The sequence below is a fragment of the Acinetobacter shaoyimingii genome (assembly GCF_011578045.1).
GTDB classification, from domain to species: Bacteria; Pseudomonadota; Gammaproteobacteria; order Pseudomonadales; family Moraxellaceae; genus Acinetobacter; species Acinetobacter shaoyimingii.
Window position 1 is genome coordinate 2,605,139 of the sequence record NZ_CP049801.1, and the last position, 18,229, is coordinate 2,623,367.

An 18,229-nucleotide genomic window follows, 5' to 3' on the forward strand; every position below is an offset into this window, starting at 1 on the left:
TTTTAAAAACTTTAGAATCAATCTCAATTTAAATAGACGGTGCAAACATCACATCTAAATTTCTTAAGATTGAGCTCTACGATCGCAGGAACTGATCATGACCAATGAAACAACCATGCCGCAAGAGCACACCCCAATAGACAGAAAAACACGCATCAAATCCATTATCGGTGGATCTGCAGGAAACCTAGTCGAATGGTATGACTGGTATGTCTATGCTGCATTTACATTATATTTTGCCCCCAAATTTTTCCCAGACGGTGACAGTACAGTTAAACTACTCCAAGCTGCAGCCGTTTTTGCTTTAGGTTTTTTAATGCGTCCCATCGGCGCTTGGATATTCGGTATCTATGCCGACCGCAAAGGACGTAAAGCCGGTTTAACGCTTTCCGTTTCTTTAATGTGTATCGGCTCGCTCATTATTGCCTTTGCTCCAACATATCAATCAGTTGGTATGCTTGCACCCGCTCTACTTTTATTTGCACGACTGCTACAAGGTTTGAGTATTGGGGGCGAATACGGTTCTAGTGCGACCTATTTGAGTGAAATGGCAGGCAAAAATCATCGAGGGTTTTTCTCAAGCTTCCAATACGTCACTCTTATTTCAGGACAACTTATCGCATTATGTGTCTTAATTATTCTGCAACGCACACTGGGTGAAACTGCTTTAAGTGACTGGGGATGGCGTATTCCCTTCTTTATTGGTGCTGTTTTAGCTGTCGTCGTATTTTGGATTAGACGTGGTCTAGTAGAAACACAATCCTCAAAAGAAGCACAAGAGCAGGCTAAAAAAGGTGGTCCTAAATCAGGTTTAATCGAGCTCTTTACAAAACATCCAAAAGCCGCCATTACCGTTATTTTATTAACTGCTGGTGGAACACTGGCTTTCAATACATTCACGACCTACTTACAAAAATATCTCGTTAACACATCAGGATTTGATAAAGCAACTGCAACCGAAATTACCACAGCTGCTATTTTTATCTTTATGTTGATTCAGCCGGCAATTGGTGCACTTTCAGATAAAATTGGTCGTAAACCAATTATGATCGCATTTGGTGTATTGGGTGTTATTTTCACTGTGCCTATTTTTAACCATATTGGTGCAACCAATAATGCAATGACCGCGTTCTTCTTGTGTATGAGTGGTATGGTGATTGTTTCAGGCTATACAGCAATTAATGCCGTGGTGAAAGCGGAACTCTTCCCTGCTCATATTCGCGCTTTAGGTGTTGCTTTACCTTATGCCATTGCAAATACAATCTTTGGCGGTACCGCAGAACTTGTTGCATTGAGCTTTAAAAATGCAGGACATGAAAATTACTTCTTCTACTACATCACATTTATGATTGGTGTGTCGCTGATCACTTACATTTTCATGCGTGACACTAAAAAACATTCCATGATTACAGACAACTAATCATGTGATTCATTCAATTTTATTGATCGCTTTCCGTTTGAAACATTCGGAAAGCTTTTTTATGTGAATAACTGATTTTTTTGAACATGCAATAATGCACAATGTGGCATACTTTAAGACATAAAACCCTTGGAGTTGCACAATAATGAAACACTTTAAAATAATTGCATTAAGTTCTTTCACTGTCATTTTAGCAGCTTGCCAGACCACGCCACGTCAATTCAATGGTTTAACAGGTTATGAAGTTGAATCTAAAAGCTCTGATCATGCAACCATTGCCTACACGCTCTCCAGTCGCAGCAATCAACAATTCGATGAAACCAAATTACAACGTGCTTGCCAAAAGGTTTTAAACTCAACTCAAGCGTATAAATTAGATATTTTAAGTGTCAATGAAATTGCCAATCCGAAAGCACAGGCAAATGACATGCAAGCTGTACAATTGGGACAGTCTCGCACTTCTTTTGGATTATCCAATACCATGAATCCGTATAGCAATGAGGATTATGGTACTCGTCAAGCTTTAGAAAACCGCCCGAGTACTTTACAAGTGGTTCGTTATACTTGCTCAGGAAAATAATATAAACAAAAAAAAGACGCTATTTATAGCGTCTTATAAAAACTCACATTTCTAAATTCTGGTGACTCATCCAGATCTGGCCATGTTGTAGCACTTCGTTCATCCAATTTTTCATATTTTGGATGACTAAAATTCTTCACACGACTGTCTGCTACCCACACTTCTGGTGCAAACTTTAAGAACTCATCTAAAAAGAAACGATTGCATTGGTCATACAGCACATCTGCTGCCAACAAAATATCGACCGCTTCTGCTTTATATAAATCGTCTAAATACTCAAGTTCAACGTCATTCAGTTCTGCATTGGCACGACAGGCATCTAGACTCACCTGATCGATATCACAGCAAATCACACGTTTTGCTCCTGCCATTTTTGCTGCAATCGCTACCACACCAGACCCTGCACCAAAATCTAACACCACTTTATCTTTGACATGATGTGGTTCTGCCAAAAGCCACTGCGCCATAACCAAACCAGACGCCCAACAAAAGATCCAATATGGCGTATCATTCCAAATACGACGTATCACTTCATCATCAAGCTTATCGGTCGGAAAAACGGGAGGAATCAACCAGAGTGAAATGGGTGTTTCGGGCAATTGCTGAGCGTGTAATTCACAATGTGGAATCACTTCATGCAAGGCTTTTAAAAGATGCTCAGGGGCTTTAGGGAATTGAAATGTACAGCTCATAGGATTTCTTTTAATTGGTATTTATAGCTTCTAAGAATCTCCCCTAACCCCTCTTTAATAAAGAGGGGAACTTGCATCTAAACAAAAATGTCATACGCATAAATTCCCTCCTTTGAAAAAGGAGGGTTAGGGAGGATTTTATTAACCCAAAGCTTTCTCGGCAGCTTCTACAGTTTGACGAATTAACGTGGTAATGGTCATTGGACCTACACCACCTGGCACTGGTGTATAAGCAGATGCAATATCTTCAATACCTTGTAATTGGATGTCACCTACACCACCGCCATCACGTGGGTGGAAGCCAGCATCAACCACAACAGCGCCAGATTTAATCCAATCTTTTTGAATCAATTCAGCTTTACCTACTGCGCCCACAATAATGTCCGCTTGTTTTACAAAGCTCGCCAAATCTTGTGTACGTGAATGGCAAATCGTCACAGTTGCGTTCGCCTCTAACAGCATTGCTGCCATAGGTTTACCTAAAATTGCAGATCGACCAACAACAACAGCATGCTTACCCGCAATTTCAATATTGTTTTCTTTCAGAATGGTCATAATCCCTGCTGGAGTTGCAGAACCATATGCTACCTCACCCATCGCCATACGACCATAACCCAAACAAGTCACGCCATCGACATCTTTAGCCAATGAAATCGCATCGAAACATGCACGCTCATCAATTTGAGCAGGAACTGGATGCTGTAAAAGAATACCGTGAACATCTGGATTCGCATTAAGTTTTTCAATTTCAGCCAATAATTGTTCAGTTGTCGTCTCTTTCGGAAGCTCAACTTTCAATGAATCCATACCGACACGACGGCAAGCATTCCCTTTCATACGCACATAAGTCGCAGATGCACCATCGTCACCTACCAAAATAGTCGCCAAAATTGGAGTACGACCTGACTTTGCTTTTAGCGCTTCTACGCGAGTTAACAAGTCAGCTTCAATTTGCTTTGCCAATGCACGACCATCTAAAACTAATGCCACGGCACTTCTCCCAAGTGTTGATATGAATCAATTTTGCACATTCTACATGAATATTTTCATTATTTTTCGTTATATGCTGATTTTCTGCACATACAGCATTGCTATGCTATTGTTTTTTTTTCAGAGCTTGCTAATATACGCATCAACAAGACATGGCGGGGTGGCAGAGTGGTCATGCAGCGGACTGCAACTCCGTGTACGCCGGTTCGATTCCGACCTCCGCCTCCATCTTGTTAAAATGCCCGAGTGGTGAAATCGGTAGACACAGGGGATTTAAAATCCCCCGCCCACAAAGCGTGCCAGTTCGAGTCTGGCCTCGGGCACCATTTTTATACTTCTAAAAATGGTGCAATAAAATTTCCAGCGTTAAGCTGGTTTTTTTATGCCTAAAATTCATAAATCATATATATTAGTCTCCATCCACATCCTTTTTAATTTAAGCTGATGCCAAAACTAAAAACATCCGAATACCTTAAACAGCTTCAGGCAACCTACCCTCAAGCGTTTAAATGGAACTATTTGTTTTACGGTCAACTCAAAACCAAAGGCATTTTGGATGAAGCAAAAGAATTCATTCCTTTTATTCTTGCGTTAATGATTTTCACCCCTATTTCTATGGGACTTGCTGAGATCATTACTTTGTATTTTCCACAATTTGATTCATTTCAAGCTCAAGGCATCAGCATTCTCACAATCATGCTATTTTTAATGATGGTGACCCCCCTGATCATCAAACAAATCAAACATAGCTCTTCTTCACTTTATGCTTTTTTACATAACACCCCCATTAAAATTACTGCACTAATACTACTTCAAGCTTTAAATCTACTTTTTATTGAAAGTTGGATTATGCAAGGGGTTTTATTTTTCTTTGCCTTAATCTATGGTTTTGTGAAATTTTACAAAGAAAATATGTTCAGACCCAATGTCACACATGGTCAATACTACGAATTACAACAGGTTCGACGTGCATGTTTTTGGGCATATAAACAAGTGCGCAAATACAGTTTGAAAAAGCAAATGACGCGGAAAAACTCAAACGAATATTTACAATATGCCCAGCAACAAGAGAAGTTCATTCAGTTGCACCTTGAACTTTTTCAACTTGAAAATAAATTATGTATGAAGCACAAGCACCTAGACATGGAAAAATATCTAGATAGCCTGATGTAAACCCATCAAGCAACGCATTTTTTCTGTGATTGAACTAAAGACACCACCGTCCTCATCTCAAAAACATCATGGTTAATATTCTTTTGTTATATTTTTTATACACAAATGCATGATTTGATTGAAAAGAAAGCAATTAGTTCATTTTAGTATTGCCAAGCGTTATTTCGTCCTCTATTATGGCGCACATGCCCGAGTGGTGAAATCGGTAGACACAGGGGATTTAAAATCCCCCGCCCACAAAGCGTGCCAGTTCGAGTCTGGCCTCGGGCACCATTTTTATACTTTTAAAAATGGTGCAATAAAATCTCCAGCTTTATGCTGGTTTTTTTATGCCTAAAATTGCTAAAATTTCGATATTAAAATATAAGCAATTATCATAATGAATAAAATTATTACCCTACTCAGTATAGGCTTTTTAGCAACACTTAGTTTCAATAGTCATGGACTATCTATTAAGTTAAATCCTGACCAAACAGATTCCAATCGAATTCCAGAACCTCACAACATAGCGACCGAAAGCAGCGTTCCCCTTCAAGACACCAATGAATATGACGGTGGAGATTTATATCCAGGCACAATTCATTTTAAAAATAATCGCTATATTTTATCTCGTTGCACTTCTGGTGGTGATGATTATGTTCTGGAGTTCATTCATCACAATGATCAAAAAACCATTGATCAGCTAATAAACACCAAAGCAAAATTTTGGATCAATCTCTTTGGGGTTTATTCTTCAATAGAGGATGAACATCATTTAAAAGTAAAAGATGCTTCTGATATTCATATTGGTCAAAGTTGTCACTTAAAAGATGCTTTGGAAATTTTATCGAATGAAGAAGATTAAATAATAGTGAATGCAAAAAAATAGAGAGTGTATTACCACTCTCTATTTGAAACCAATTCTTCCATTTCAATCTCAAGATATCCTTCATCTTGAACCACCATCATCATTGCTTCAGCAATGTAATCAGCAGCCGTATCATCTAATGAAGAATCCAGATCTTCAAAATGAGGTTTCATCTCATTGATCTCTGACACAGTTTCAGCAGCAAAGCGGTAAATTTCAGTGTCAGATTTGGCTTTAGATACATTCTTAGCAAATTGCTCAATCTGTTGCTTCACTTCAGCAACCAGAATATCTGGATAATATTCATCATCAAACATGGGTAGAAGTAGATCATTAGACATGCTTAAGCTCAAATTTTAGCAATAACAAAACCGAGCTTATATAACACAAAGCACACAATTCACCTAATGATAAAATTTAAAAATTTAAATTAAAGATCAAAAATTATATTTAAGCTCATAATTTCTGATCTAAATTTCAATATTTAACGCTATAAATTATTGTTTCGATGCGCTTAAACTTTTACCTATACCAACCAACTCAATGAACTCTTTGCGTAATTCAAACTCATCCTTTCCTTTATTTGCTTTTGCTAATTTCAGAATTTGATCCCATCCCAGTATTCCATTGTATTGCCCACCTTTAAGCTGTTGAGCAAAACTCGCCACTGCTACCGCAAATTGAGTATCACGACTTGCCTGATTTAACTTGATCGATTGCGTTGAAATAGGTTGATTTAATAATATACTTTTTGATTGGTTTGGCTTTTTATATCTTAAATTTAAAAAACCATATTCCGATTTGTTTTGTTTTGTTGATGTTGACTCCTTTTGATATCTAGAATCATTTAACCAACCTTGTTGGCCTACTGGAATGATTTCATAAATTGCAGTAACTGTATGTCCAGCGCCAATATCACCCGCATCAACTTGATCATTATTGAAATCCTCTTGTTTCAACATCCTATTTTCATAACCGACCAAACGATATTCTTTCACTGTAGCGGGGTTAAATTCCATTTGAATTTTGACATCTTGGGCAACAGTCGCCAATGTCGAACTTAACTGACGTTGTACCACTTTTTTGGCTTCTTTTTCAGAGTCGATATAACTATAATTTCCATCCCCAGCATCTGCCAATTGTTCCATTAATTGCTCATTATAATTACCCGTACCAAAACCCAACGCAGTAAAAGAAATCCCGCTCTTACGTTTTTCAGCAACCATTCCCTTTAACGTATTAAAGTCAGTAATACCCACATTAAAATCACCGTCCGTAGCAATTAAAATGCGGTTGATGCCATCTTTGACAAAAGTGCTTTGCGCAGACTGATAAGCCAACTGAATGGCTTTTTCGCCCGATGTTGCACCGCGTGCTTGCAATTGGTTAATGACGTTGAGGATCTTTTGCTTTTCAGCCCCTGATGTTGCTGGCAATACAATCTGCTCACCGCTGGCATAGGTAATAATCGTGACTTTATCTTTTGGTCTGAGTTGCTCAGTAAGCACCCTTAATGTTTGCTTGACCAAAGGCAATTTATCTTGACTATCCATACTGCCAGACACATCTACAAGAAAAACCAAATTGGCTGTTGGCAGTTGATTATAAGCAATATCATTTGCCTTTATTCCAATTCTGATCAGTTTCGCATTCGGTTGCCAAGGTGAATCCACCGTCTCTGTGTTGACAGTAAACGGATGCGCACTATTCACTTGCGGATAGTGGTAATCAAAATAATTAATAAATTCTTCAATTCTTACTGCATCCACAGGCGGCAGTCTGCCTGCATTTAACATTCTGCGAGTATTACTATAGCTTCCTGTATCCACATCAATGCTAAATGTGGATACAGGCTCATCTGCAACACGTTTCACTGGATTGACAGTTGAATTTTGATATTTTTCAGTATTCTGACTTAATCTTGTTGTTTCATTTCGAATAGAACCTGACACACCTGAAAAAGGCGTATATCCACCATAAGCCTGAATGCGAGGCTGTGGTGACTTAGCAGGAGAAAGTTTAGTTGTACGAGATGTCCCCACCCTTTTTTTTACTGAAGAGGCTTCTACAGGTGATGGAGAAATAATAGCTGCAGGCGCTGGAGAAAGAACTGGTACATGTGAAACATCTGTAACCTCAACTTGTTGTTTGACTGGATCAGAACTGCATCCAACCATTCCTGCGACACATAATGAAATAAATAAAGCTGAACACGTCAAAGACGGTTGACGGATGGATGGCATTTTCTAATTTTCCTCTATTTATTTTGTCGGGATGTGTTGATGATTATTCTAAGTATTGTTTTATTTAGATTAACAAAGTTTTTAGCCGAATCAAAGGCAATGATTTCATTACCTTTGAGATTTCATTTGGATTATGCTGCTAAGGTCGCTTGCCACACTTTAATTGCATCAGACATCGCTTTCACATCATGCGCACGCACCATGCATGCACCCTGCTGAATACTCATCAGATGCGCTGTAACAGAGCCGACAACGCGTTGTTGTGCCTCAACACCACCTAAGGCTTCGCCAATAAATCGCTTACGTGAAAGTGCAGACAGAATTGGATAGCCCAACATATTCAACTTATAAAACTCATTTAAAAGCTTAAGATTATGATCAGCATTTTTTGCAAATCCAAACCCTGGATCGATCATAATATTGTTTGGCTTCACTCCTGCCGCAAGCGCATCATCAACGCGCTGTTGCAACTCAACCATGACCTCCGTCGTGACATCATCATATTCAGCCAATTGATTCATGGTGGTCGGCTCGCCACGCATATGCATGATCATTACAGGGATGTCTAACTCCACAGCAGTCTGTAGCGCATGTGGGCGCGTTAAACCACGCACATCATTCCAAATATGTGCACCAGCCTTTACAGCAGAGCGAATGACCTCAGGTTGAGAGGTATCAATCGACATCACCACACCAGAGTGAGCCAATGCCTTAACCACAGGAATCACACGTCGCAGCTCTTCTTCAACAGAAACAGGAGAAGCGCCTGGGCGTGTAGACTCACCGCCAATATCGATAATCGAAGCACCATCTTCTATCATTTGCAAAGCAAATTTGACCGCATCAGCAACCTGATCATGCTGTCCTCCATCACTAAAAGAATCTGGTGTGACATTCAGAATCCCCATAATATGCGGTTTAGATAAATCCAAACTTAAATCACCACACTTGAGTATTTTTTGCGGTAAAGGCATGAATTGCATGTTCAACTTCCATTTTATTTACATCAACATTCTAGCAAGACCTTACAGAATAATAATGAATTTTTCTCATTACTCATCGCAGACCTATTTCAGCGTGTGTATATTTTAAACAGATTAAAAAAACCACCCGAAGGTGGTTTTTTAAGGAATCATTATTGATTAACCAATCAGGCTTAAGCCTTTGGCAGAGATGGTAAAGGAGGTGGAGTCAATGGACCATCAGTTGCAGCAATGTCGACAACTGGATTTTCTGCGACATACACTTTTGGTGGTTGTGGCTCACGTCCTTCAATAATGTCACGGATTTGGTCACGATCAATGGTTTCCCATTCAAGCAATGCTTTCACCATGGCATGTGCAATATCTTTATTGTTTTCCAAGATATCACGTGCAACATTGTACTGTTCATCTAAAATACGACGAACTTCACGATCTACTTCAAGTTGAGTCGTTTCAGAAATTGTACGACTACCAATGCTACCCATAAATGATTGTTGAGAATCATCTTCGTAGACCATTACACCCATCTTGTCAGACATACCGTACTTGGTGACCATTGCTCGTGCCATTTTAGTTGCACGCTCAAAGTCATTTGACGCACCAGTCGACATCTGATTGATGAAGATCTCTTCCGCAATACGCCCACCAAACAAGATTGAAAGTTCATTCAACATCTTGTCTTTGTAATGACTGGTTTGGTCATGTTCAGGCAGCTGCCAAGTGACACCCAATGCCCAACCACGTGGCATGATCGTTACTTTATGCACAGGGTCTGTACCTGGAAGCAGTTCAGCAACAATCGCATGACCAGCTTCATGGTAAGCCGTTGCACGACGTTCTTCTTCACGAATCACCATCGATTTACGTTCAGGACCCATGTAAAGCTTATCTTTAGCATCTTCAAAGTCATGCATATCGACTGTGTTCTTGTTACGACGCGCAGCAAACAAAGCCGCTTCGTTAATCAAGTTCGCCAATTGTGCACCAGAGAAACCTGGTGTACCACGTGCAAGTACTTGTACATCCACACCTGTCACTGAAGGCAATTTTTTCAAATGTACATTCAGAATTTGTTCACGACCTTTAATGTCTGGAAGACCAACCATCACTTGACGGTCAAAACGGCCTGGACGAAGTAATGCTTTATCAAGAACGTCTGCACGGTTTGTCGCAGCAATCACGATAATACCTTCGTTGCCTTCGAAACCATCCATTTCTACAAGCATCTGGTTCAAGGTTTGTTCACGCTCATCGTGACCACCACCTGTACCCGAACCACGATGACGACCGACCGCATCGATCTCATCAATGAAGATAATACATGGCGCATGACGTTTTGCTTGTTCAAACATGTCACGTACACGAGACGCACCCACACCAACAAACATTTCAACGAAGTCAGAACCAGAAATACTAAAGAATGGTACTTTTGCCTCACCCGCAATGGCTTTAGCAAGTAATGTCTTACCTGTACCAGGAGGACCCACCATAAGCACGCCTTTCGGAATGCTTGCACCAAGGCGTTTAAATTTTGCAGGATCTTTTAAGAAATCAACAATTTCTACAACTTCTTGTTTTGCTTCATCACAGCCAGCAACATCACCAAAAGTGACTTTAATTTGATCTTCTGACAGCATTTTGGCTTTTGATTTACCAAAACTCATCGGACCATTTTTACCACCTGCGCCACCACCCATGTTGCGCATAAAGAACATGAATAACAGAATGATTAAAAGAACTGGGAAACTTGCAATAAGAAGTTGCATCAATAAACCTTGACGCTGAGGTGCAGTACCTTCTACCACAACCTTATTTTTAATCAGGTTTGGCATCAATTCAGGATCTTGAACTGCAGGACGAATACTTTCAAAAGGAGAACCGTTTGTTTTTTCGCCACTTATTCTTTCACCATCAATTGTGACTTGCTTAATTTGCCCAGCATTCACCGCTGCTATAAATTCTGAATAATTTAATGCAGCAGGCTTGTCACGGTCACTGATGTTGCTGAAGATTAGAATCAGCACACCTAAAATAACCAGCCACAAAACGGCATTTTTGAAGAGATCGCTCAAAGCTTTATTCCCATATCAATCTAATTTGATCATGCCCATAACTGGGTGACCTTTAACAAAAAGCGAGTAAATCGTTTCGCAATAATTTTAAATCGTACAAAATGCACAATTTTTGAGTACTTGGCAAGTAAACTTTATTGAGAAACTTTTTTACGGCCCTGTCCAATTAAAAAAACTTCTTTAGAACGCGCACGAGAAGCCGCAGGTTTCGCTGTCTTCAATACACTAAAGCTGTCGACTACTTGCTTTCGGAATTCATCAAAACCAGTGCCTTGGAAAACTTTTACCACAAATTGACCTTTCGGTCCCAGCACTTTATTTGCAAAATCGAGTGCAAGTTCGCACAAATAAATTTGTCTAGGTTGATCAACAGCCTTATTACCACTTGTATTGGGGGCCATATCTGAAATTACAACGTCTACGGTGCGTCCATTTAAAATATTTAACAATTTTTCGAAAACTTCTTCTTCTCGGAAGTCACCTTGCAGAAACGTTACATCTGGAAGTGCATCCATCGGTAAAATATCTGATGCGACAACAATACCTTTATCACCCACTAATTTACCAGCAATTTGTGACCAACTTCCAGGTGCAGCACCCAAGTCAACCACGACCATGCCTGGTTTAATAATTTTATATTTCTCTTGCATTTCAAGGAGTTTATACGCAGCACGTGCACGATAACCTTCTTTCTGCGCTTTTTTTACAAAAGGATCATCCAAGTGCTCTCTCATCCACTCACGACTACTTTTTGATAACTTTTGGTTGGTAATGCGTGTTGCCATAACTCTTTAAATACATCTTAAACTTATAACTTTTTATTGTACGTGAATTTTAATTTCTATGCAGTATCCATCTGTATCTAAATACGTGTTCAGATAAATGATTTTTTTTGATTAAGCTGATCGATTATTTCTACAGAATTTACAGCGTTTAAACGTGGTGTTTGCTATACTAAGTCGTTTTTAAAATTAGGTTATCTTTATGGCGGCTTTATCTATTCAGGAACGCAAACGTTTGCGTCAAATTGGACATGCACTTAACCCTGTGGTTATGTTAGGTGGACAAGGGTTGACTGAAAATGTCATTGAAGAAACAAACCGTGCTTTGAATGATCACGAACTCATTAAAGTGAAAATTGTTGCTGAAGATCGTGAAGCACGTGCTGCACTCATTGCAGAAATTGCTCAAGTAACAGGTTCTGAAATTGTGCAAACCATCGGAAAAATTGTATTGCTTTACAAAAAAGCGCCAAAACAAAATGCCAAACTTTCAAACTTGGTGCGTCACGCTCATTTGAGTAACTAATTCAAACTAGAGCAGATATTTCATGGCAAGTTATGAACTCAGTGCCTTTGATCGTTTTTACGATGTGTCACTTGTCGCAGCAATTGAGCAAGTTGCTCCATGTAATTTGAATGTGGGCTTCTGGTTACGAGATCCGAATCAACTGATTCAGTATCCAGAATTAGTCACGTCTCATCCAAGACAAGATTTTCTTTGGGAAAAAACCTGCTATGAAATTTTCATTGGGGTTAAAAATGAAGATTATTATCGCGAGATCAATCTTTCCCCTTCTCAAGCATGGCAAGCCTATCAGTTTGAAGAATATCGCTATCCTGAAGACATGCCTCCTCAAGCAGCTTACGATATCGAACTTGTTCAACTCAAACGCACTCATTATGGTCTAAATGTCAGCATAGATCTGGGTGAGTTTATGACAGCCAACAACCTTAAATGGTCGGATCTTTTTATTGGGTTAAGTGCTGTTCTTGATACCTCTAAAGGTCTGCACTTTTATGCGATGCAGCATAGTGGTCCACATGCGGATTTCCACAATAAGCGAGATTGGCTACACACCTTTTAAATCTGGATCATGTGATGATGATCATCATATGCACAGATAGGTTACGAAAAAAAGTGAGGCATATGACCTCACTTTTTTTGTATGTAACGTTTTTGTATGTAGATTTTTAACTACACTAAAGCCTCAACAACTGTTTATTGTTTGGTCGACACTTTATGCCAAACTTCCAAGGTATGTTCCTTTGAACGCTTAAGTGTATCCACCAATTGATCTTTATGTTTTACAGAAATTTGACTCACATCAGATTTCAATTCAAGTCCAAGTTTTGACAATTCGCTCACCACACTATTTAACTCAGACTTAATGAAACTTTTAAGCTCAATCAAATCTTGTTGCGTACCAGAGAACTGAGTTTTAATCGTTTCAAGTCGTTTTAACAATTCTTGTTTGAAGCTATTGAATTCTTTCTGAACATTTTCGTTGAGTTGTTTTACTTCAACATCAAGTGCTTCTTTGCTTTCTTCAACAACTTCTAAAGCTTGAGTTTTCGCCGTTTCTGCAATTTTTTCCAGCTTTTCAACACTGTCTACAGCGGTTTTTTTTACAGCTCGAGTAACGCGAGGTTTAGCTGTTGTTGTTTTCTGAGTAGTCGTCATGATTTTTAATCCCCAATTATTATTAAAACATGAGTATAGAAGCACTTGATAAAACTTAACGTTTGAATTGTTAAACAATTATTAATTTCTTACATTTTTATGAAGCATTCAAAAAATAACCTATTAATTAAAAATTGAACAATTATTCTCCGACATTCATTATAATTTAAATGGACTTTGGCAATGTTCATCCGTATAATGCGCTGTTAAGTTCAAGCGAGCAGACATAGGGAGGGTAGGTTTAAAAAATAGCCTTCCTTTTTTTTCGTCTTCTCGCTTTTTTACAGCCTAAATTTCAGGAGCTTTGGTTTGAGCACCCCAGCAATTTTAGCCCTTGCCGACGGAACTATCTTTAAAGGTACTTCTATTGGTGCATCGGGTAGTACGACTGGTGAAGTCGTTTTCAACACTGCCATGACTGGCTATCAAGAAATTTTGACTGATCCTAGTTACGCACAACAATTAGTGACCTTAACTTACCCACATATTGGTAATACAGGGTGCAATGAAGAAGATGCAGAATCAGGTCGAATTCATAAAGTTTGGGCAAACGGTTTAATTATCCGTGATTTGCCTTTATTGCACAGCAACTTCCGCTCAACTCAATCTTTAGGTGACTACCTTAAACAACACAATGTTGTTGCGATTGCTGATATTGATACACGTAAACTCACCCGTATTTTACGTGACAAAGGTGCGCAAAATGGTTGCATCCTTGCTGGCGAAAATATTACAGAAGAACAAGCATTAGAAAAAGCACGCGCATTTGGTGGTTTAAATGGCTTAGACCTTGCTAAAGAATGTTGCGACCCGAATGGTTTCGAATGGACTGAGGGCTCTTGGACACTTGGAAAAGGTTTTTCACAACCTGAACTTAAATTCCATGTTGTTGCATACGATTACGGTGTCAAAACCAACATCTTACGTATGCTTGCAGATCGCGGTTGTAAATTGACTGTTGTTCCTGCACAAACTCCTGCTGCTGATGTACTTGCTTTGAATCCAGATGGCGTGTTCTTGTCAAATGGTCCTGGCGATCCAGCTGCATGTGACTATGCAATTGAAGCTGTAAAAACAATTGTTGAAGATGCTCGAAACCTTCCTGTATTTGGTATTTGCCTAGGTCATCAAATTCTTGCACTTGCAAGTGGTGCGAAGACTGTAAAAATGCCTCATGGTCATCATGGTGCGAACCATCCTGTACAGAACATTGAAACAGGTACAGTGATGATTACTTCACAAAACCACGGTTTCGCAGTAGATGCAGAAACATTACCTGCAAACCTAAAAGCGACGCACAAATCTTTGTTCGACCAAACCCTACAAGGGATTCATCGTACAGATAAACCTGCGTTCAGCTTCCAAGGTCACCCTGAAGCAAGCCCTGGTCCACATGACTGCGCACCATTGTTCGATCACTTCATCGAACTTATCGAAGCATCTAAGAAGTAATTAAGGAAGCATCATGGCTAAACGTACAGACATTAAAAGCATCTTAATTATTGGTGCGGGACCTATTGTGATTGGTCAAGCATGTGAGTTCGACTACTCAGGTGCGCAAGCGTGTAAAGCACTTCGTGAAGAAGGCTACCGTGTTATTTTGGTGAACTCTAACCCAGCGACCATTATGACTGACCCTGCAATGGCAGATGCAACGTATATCGAACCGATTACTTGGCAAACTGTTGCAGCCATCATTGAAAAAGAGCGCCCAGATGCAGTACTTCCTACAATGGGTGGTCAAACTGCATTGAACTGTGCCCTTGCACTTGATGAGCATGGCATTCTTGCAAAATACAATGTTGAATTGATTGGTGCGACCAAAGAAGCGATTGAAAAAGCTGAAGATCGTAAACTCTTCGACCAAGCGATGCGTAAAATTGGTCTTGAATGTCCAAAAGCTGACATTGCAGAGTCAATGGAAGAAGCTTTAGCCATTCAAGCGCGTTTCGGCTTCCCTGTGATTATCCGTCCTTCATTTACGATGGGTGGTTCAGGTGGTGGTATCGCTTACAACCGTGAAGAATTCATTGAAATCTGTGAACGTGGTTTCGATCTTTCTCCAACCAAACAATTATTGATTGATGAATCTTTAATTGGTTGGAAAGAATACGAAATGGAAGTTGTTCGTGACAAAAACGACAACTGTATCATTGTATGTACCATTGAAAACTTTGACCCAATGGGCGTGCACACAGGTGACTCAATCACTGTTGCTCCTGCGCAAACATTGACAGACAAAGAATTCCAACTTTTACGTAATGCATCTTTAGCGGTACTTCGTGAAATTGGTGTAGAAACAGGTGGTTCGAACGTTCAGTTCGGTATTAACCCGAAAGACGGCCGTATGGTCGTGATCGAGATGAATCCACGTGTTTCTCGTTCTTCTGCCCTTGCGTCTAAAGCAACTGGCTTCCCTATTGCAAAAATTGCTGCGAAATTGGCTGTAGGTTATACCCTTGATGAGTTGAAAAACGACATCACTGGCGGTACAACGCCTGCTTCATTCGAGCCTGCAATTGACTATGTTGTTACTAAGATTCCTCGTTTTAACTTCGAGAAATTCCCACAAGCGGATGCAACTTTAACCACTCAGATGAAATCTGTGGGTGAAGTGATGGCGATTGGCCGTAACTTCCAAGAGTCTATGCAAAAAGCCCTTCGTGGTCTTGAAGTGGGCGCATGTGGTTTCGATGAAAAAATCGAAGTGGGTACTGAAGGCGCGAAAGATAAAATTCTTCAAGAGCTTAAAGTGCCAGGTCCTGAGCGTATTTGGTTTGTTGGTGATGCATTCCGTCATGGTTTCACGCTAGATGAAGTGTTTGCAGCAACCAATATCGACAAATGGTTCTTGATCCAAATCGAAGACATCATCAAAACTGAAGAACAAATTAAGACTTTAGGTTTTGGTGATTTGAACGCAGATAATATCCGTGCATTTAAACGTAAAGGTTTATCTGACCTTCGTATTGCAAACTTGATGGGTATTTCACAAAAGCAATTCCGTAAGCACCGTTGGAACTTGGGCGTAACCCCAGTTTACAAACGTGTCGATACTTGTGCGGCTGAGTTCGAATCAGATACAGCGTACATGTACTCAACTTACGATGAAGAATGTGAAGCAAATCCTTCAACACGTGACAAGATCATGGTGATTGGCGGCGGTCCTAACCGTATTGGTCAAGGGATCGAGTTCGATTACTGCTGTGTACATGCAGCGCTTGCAATGCGTGAAGATGGTTATGAAACCATCATGGTGAACTGTAACCCTGAAACGGTGTCTACAGACTATGATACATCTGATCGTTTGTACTTCGAACCTATCACTTTGGAAGATGTACTTGAAATCGTACGTATCGAGAAGCCTAAAGGCATTATCGTTCAGTACGGTGGTCAAACACCATTGAAATTGGCTCGTGCTTTAGAAGAAGCAGGTGCGCCAATCATTGGTACTTCTCCAGATGCAATCGACCGTGCTGAAGACCGTGAACGTTTCCAACAAATGATTCAACGTCTACAACTTCGCCAACCAAACAACAGCATCGTAAAATCTGCTGAAGAAGGTATGGCTGAAGCTGCGAAAGTTGGCTACCCACTTGTGGTACGTCCTTCTTACGTGCTTGGTGGTCGTGCGATGGAAATCGTGTATAACGATGACGAATTGAAACGCTACTTACGTGATGCGGTTCAAGCCTCTAATGAAGCGCCTGTACTTCTTGACCACTTCTTAGATGATGCGATTGAAGTTGACGTAGACTGCGTATCTGACGGTAAAGACGTTGTGATTGGCGGTATCATGCAACACATCGAACAAGCAGGTATTCACTCAGGTGACTCTGCATGTTCTATTCCTCCGTACTCTTTATCTCAAGAAGTACAGGACGAAATGCGCCGTCAAACCATTGCAATGGCAAAAGAACTTGGCGTGATTGGTTTGATGAACGTTCAGTTTGCAGTAAAAGGTACTGACGTATACATCTTAGAAGTGAACCCACGTGCGTCTCGTACTGTGCCATTCGTGTCTAAATGTATCGGTGAATCTTTAGCGAAAGTTGCTGCACGTTGTATGGCGGGTCAATCTTTAGAATCTCAAGGATTCACAACAGAGATTATCCCTGAGCACTTCTCTGTGAAAGAAGCAGTGTTCCCATTCAACAAATTCCCTGGCGTTGACCCAATTCTTGGACCTGAGATGAAATCTACAGGTGAAGTCATGGGTGTGGGTAAAACATTTGGTGAAGCGTTCTATAAAGCTGTGTTAGGCTCAAATGATCGCTTACCTGGTCTTCCAACCGCAGGTGAAGTGAAGCATGCATTCTTGTCTGTACGTCACTCTGACAAGCCTCGCGCTGTGGGTATTGCAAAACAGTTGACTGATCTTGGCTTCAAGGTCTTGGCAACTGGCGGTACTTATGATGTGATTAAGCAAGCTGGTATTGAATGTGAACGTGTGAATAAAGTCACAGAAGGTCGCCCTAATATCGTCGACCGCTTGAAAAATGGTGAAGTTCACCTCATTATCAATACTACAGAAGGTAAACAAGCTCAGCAGGATTCGTTCTCGATCCGTCGCTCTGCACTTCAAGGTAAAGTGTATTACACAACAACCTTGAATGGAGCCGATGCTGTATGCCAAGCTTTAGCAATCAAATTGCCAATGGATGTGTATCGTTTGCAAGATCTTACTAAAGGTTAATTAAGTTTCCGATAAGACCCGTCGCCTTATCGGTGGCGGGCTTTTTTTTATTTATAAACTGTACTTTTTA

Annotated in this window: 16 protein-coding genes and 3 tRNA genes; 11 read left to right on the forward strand and 8 right to left on the reverse strand. The window is 40.1% G+C overall.

Going from position 1 to position 18,229, the window contains the following annotated elements:
- Positions 1-97 precede the first annotated feature (97 nt).
- A complete protein-coding gene (locus G8E00_RS11690) occupies positions 98-1,420 on the forward strand; it encodes an MFS transporter (protein WP_171522233.1) in 1,323 nt (440 codons plus the stop codon).
- Positions 1,421-1,562: 142 nt separating this feature from the next.
- Positions 1,563-2,000, forward strand: coding sequence for a hypothetical protein (locus G8E00_RS11695; protein WP_406741469.1), 438 nt, complete (start codon positions 1,563-1,565; stop codon positions 1,998-2,000).
- A gap of 23 nt (positions 2,001-2,023) precedes the next feature.
- Here G8E00_RS11695 and G8E00_RS11700 read toward each other — a convergent pair whose 3' ends face one another.
- Positions 2,024-2,692: a class I SAM-dependent methyltransferase gene (locus G8E00_RS11700; RefSeq protein WP_166224833.1), complete on the reverse strand. Its 669-nt coding sequence runs from the start codon at positions 2,690-2,692 to the stop codon at positions 2,024-2,026.
- A gap of 141 nt (positions 2,693-2,833) precedes the next feature.
- On the reverse strand, positions 2,834-3,682 hold the full coding sequence (folD, locus tag G8E00_RS11705) for a bifunctional methylenetetrahydrofolate dehydrogenase/methenyltetrahydrofolate cyclohydrolase FolD (RefSeq protein ID WP_166224836.1): 849 nt from the start codon (positions 3,680-3,682) through the stop codon (positions 2,834-2,836).
- A 154-nt stretch (positions 3,683-3,836) separates the two neighbouring features.
- Between folD and G8E00_RS11710 the strand changes: the two genes are divergently transcribed.
- From G8E00_RS11710 to G8E00_RS11730, 5 genes are all read left to right on the forward strand, one after another.
- A tRNA-Cys gene (locus tag G8E00_RS11710) sits at positions 3,837-3,910 on the forward strand.
- Between the two features lie 12 nt (positions 3,911-3,922).
- Positions 3,923-4,008, forward strand: a tRNA-Leu gene (locus tag G8E00_RS11715).
- A 118-nt stretch (positions 4,009-4,126) separates the two neighbouring features.
- Complete coding sequence (locus tag G8E00_RS11720; RefSeq protein WP_227591365.1) at positions 4,127-4,855, forward strand: hypothetical protein; 729 nt, start codon at positions 4,127-4,129, stop codon at positions 4,853-4,855.
- Between the two features lie 187 nt (positions 4,856-5,042).
- A tRNA-Leu gene (locus G8E00_RS11725) sits at positions 5,043-5,128 on the forward strand.
- Positions 5,129-5,234: 106 nt separating this feature from the next.
- Positions 5,235-5,699, forward strand: coding sequence for a hypothetical protein (locus G8E00_RS11730; RefSeq protein ID WP_166224839.1), 465 nt, complete (start codon positions 5,235-5,237; stop codon positions 5,697-5,699).
- Between the two features lie 32 nt (positions 5,700-5,731).
- Here G8E00_RS11730 and G8E00_RS11735 read toward each other — a convergent pair whose 3' ends face one another.
- From G8E00_RS11735 to rlmE, 5 genes are all read right to left on the reverse strand, one after another.
- The gene (locus G8E00_RS11735) at positions 5,732-6,043 is read right to left on the reverse strand and encodes a DUF5713 family protein (RefSeq protein WP_166010486.1); all 312 of its coding nucleotides are present in this window, start codon (positions 6,041-6,043) and stop codon (positions 5,732-5,734) included.
- Positions 6,044-6,199: 156 nt separating this feature from the next.
- The gene (locus G8E00_RS11740; protein ID WP_227591366.1) at positions 6,200-7,945 is read right to left on the reverse strand and encodes a vWA domain-containing protein; all 1,746 of its coding nucleotides are present in this window, start codon (positions 7,943-7,945) and stop codon (positions 6,200-6,202) included.
- 131 nt (positions 7,946-8,076) lie between these two features.
- The gene (gene folP, locus G8E00_RS11745; protein ID WP_166224842.1) at positions 8,077-8,928 is read right to left on the reverse strand and encodes a dihydropteroate synthase; all 852 of its coding nucleotides are present in this window, start codon (positions 8,926-8,928) and stop codon (positions 8,077-8,079) included.
- Between the two features lie 173 nt (positions 8,929-9,101).
- Entirely contained in the window at positions 9,102-11,000 is a 1,899-nt protein-coding gene (gene ftsH / locus G8E00_RS11750; RefSeq protein ID WP_166224845.1) for an ATP-dependent zinc metalloprotease FtsH, read from the reverse strand.
- 134 nt (positions 11,001-11,134) lie between these two features.
- On the reverse strand, positions 11,135-11,785 hold the full coding sequence (gene rlmE / locus G8E00_RS11755) for a 23S rRNA (uridine(2552)-2'-O)-methyltransferase RlmE (RefSeq protein ID WP_166010482.1): 651 nt from the start codon (positions 11,783-11,785) through the stop codon (positions 11,135-11,137).
- 199 nt (positions 11,786-11,984) lie between these two features.
- Between rlmE and yhbY the strand changes: the two genes are divergently transcribed.
- Both yhbY and G8E00_RS11765 read left to right on the forward strand, forming a co-directional pair.
- Positions 11,985-12,308 (forward strand): ribosome assembly RNA-binding protein YhbY, encoded by a 324-nt coding sequence (gene yhbY, locus G8E00_RS11760; RefSeq protein ID WP_166010480.1) that lies wholly within the window; start codon positions 11,985-11,987, stop codon positions 12,306-12,308.
- A 22-nt stretch (positions 12,309-12,330) separates the two neighbouring features.
- Positions 12,331-12,867 (forward strand): DOMON-like domain-containing protein, encoded by a 537-nt coding sequence (locus G8E00_RS11765; protein ID WP_166010478.1) that lies wholly within the window; start codon positions 12,331-12,333, stop codon positions 12,865-12,867.
- Positions 12,868-13,001: 134 nt separating this feature from the next.
- Here the strand turns inward: G8E00_RS11765 and G8E00_RS11770 are convergent, their stop codons facing one another.
- Positions 13,002-13,463: a hypothetical protein gene (locus G8E00_RS11770; protein WP_166010476.1), complete on the reverse strand. Its 462-nt coding sequence runs from the start codon at positions 13,461-13,463 to the stop codon at positions 13,002-13,004.
- A gap of 309 nt (positions 13,464-13,772) precedes the next feature.
- Between G8E00_RS11770 and carA the strand changes: the two genes are divergently transcribed.
- Both carA and carB read left to right on the forward strand, forming a co-directional pair.
- Positions 13,773-14,915 carry a glutamine-hydrolyzing carbamoyl-phosphate synthase small subunit gene (gene carA, locus G8E00_RS11775; RefSeq protein ID WP_166224848.1) on the forward strand — a complete coding sequence of 381 codons (1,143 nt, stop codon included), beginning with the start codon at positions 13,773-13,775 and terminating at the stop codon, positions 14,913-14,915.
- 13 nt (positions 14,916-14,928) lie between these two features.
- Positions 14,929-18,159, forward strand: a complete 3,231-nt coding sequence (carB, locus tag G8E00_RS11780; RefSeq protein ID WP_166224851.1) for a carbamoyl-phosphate synthase large subunit — start codon at positions 14,929-14,931, stop codon at positions 18,157-18,159.
- Positions 18,160-18,229: the final 70 nt, after the last annotated feature.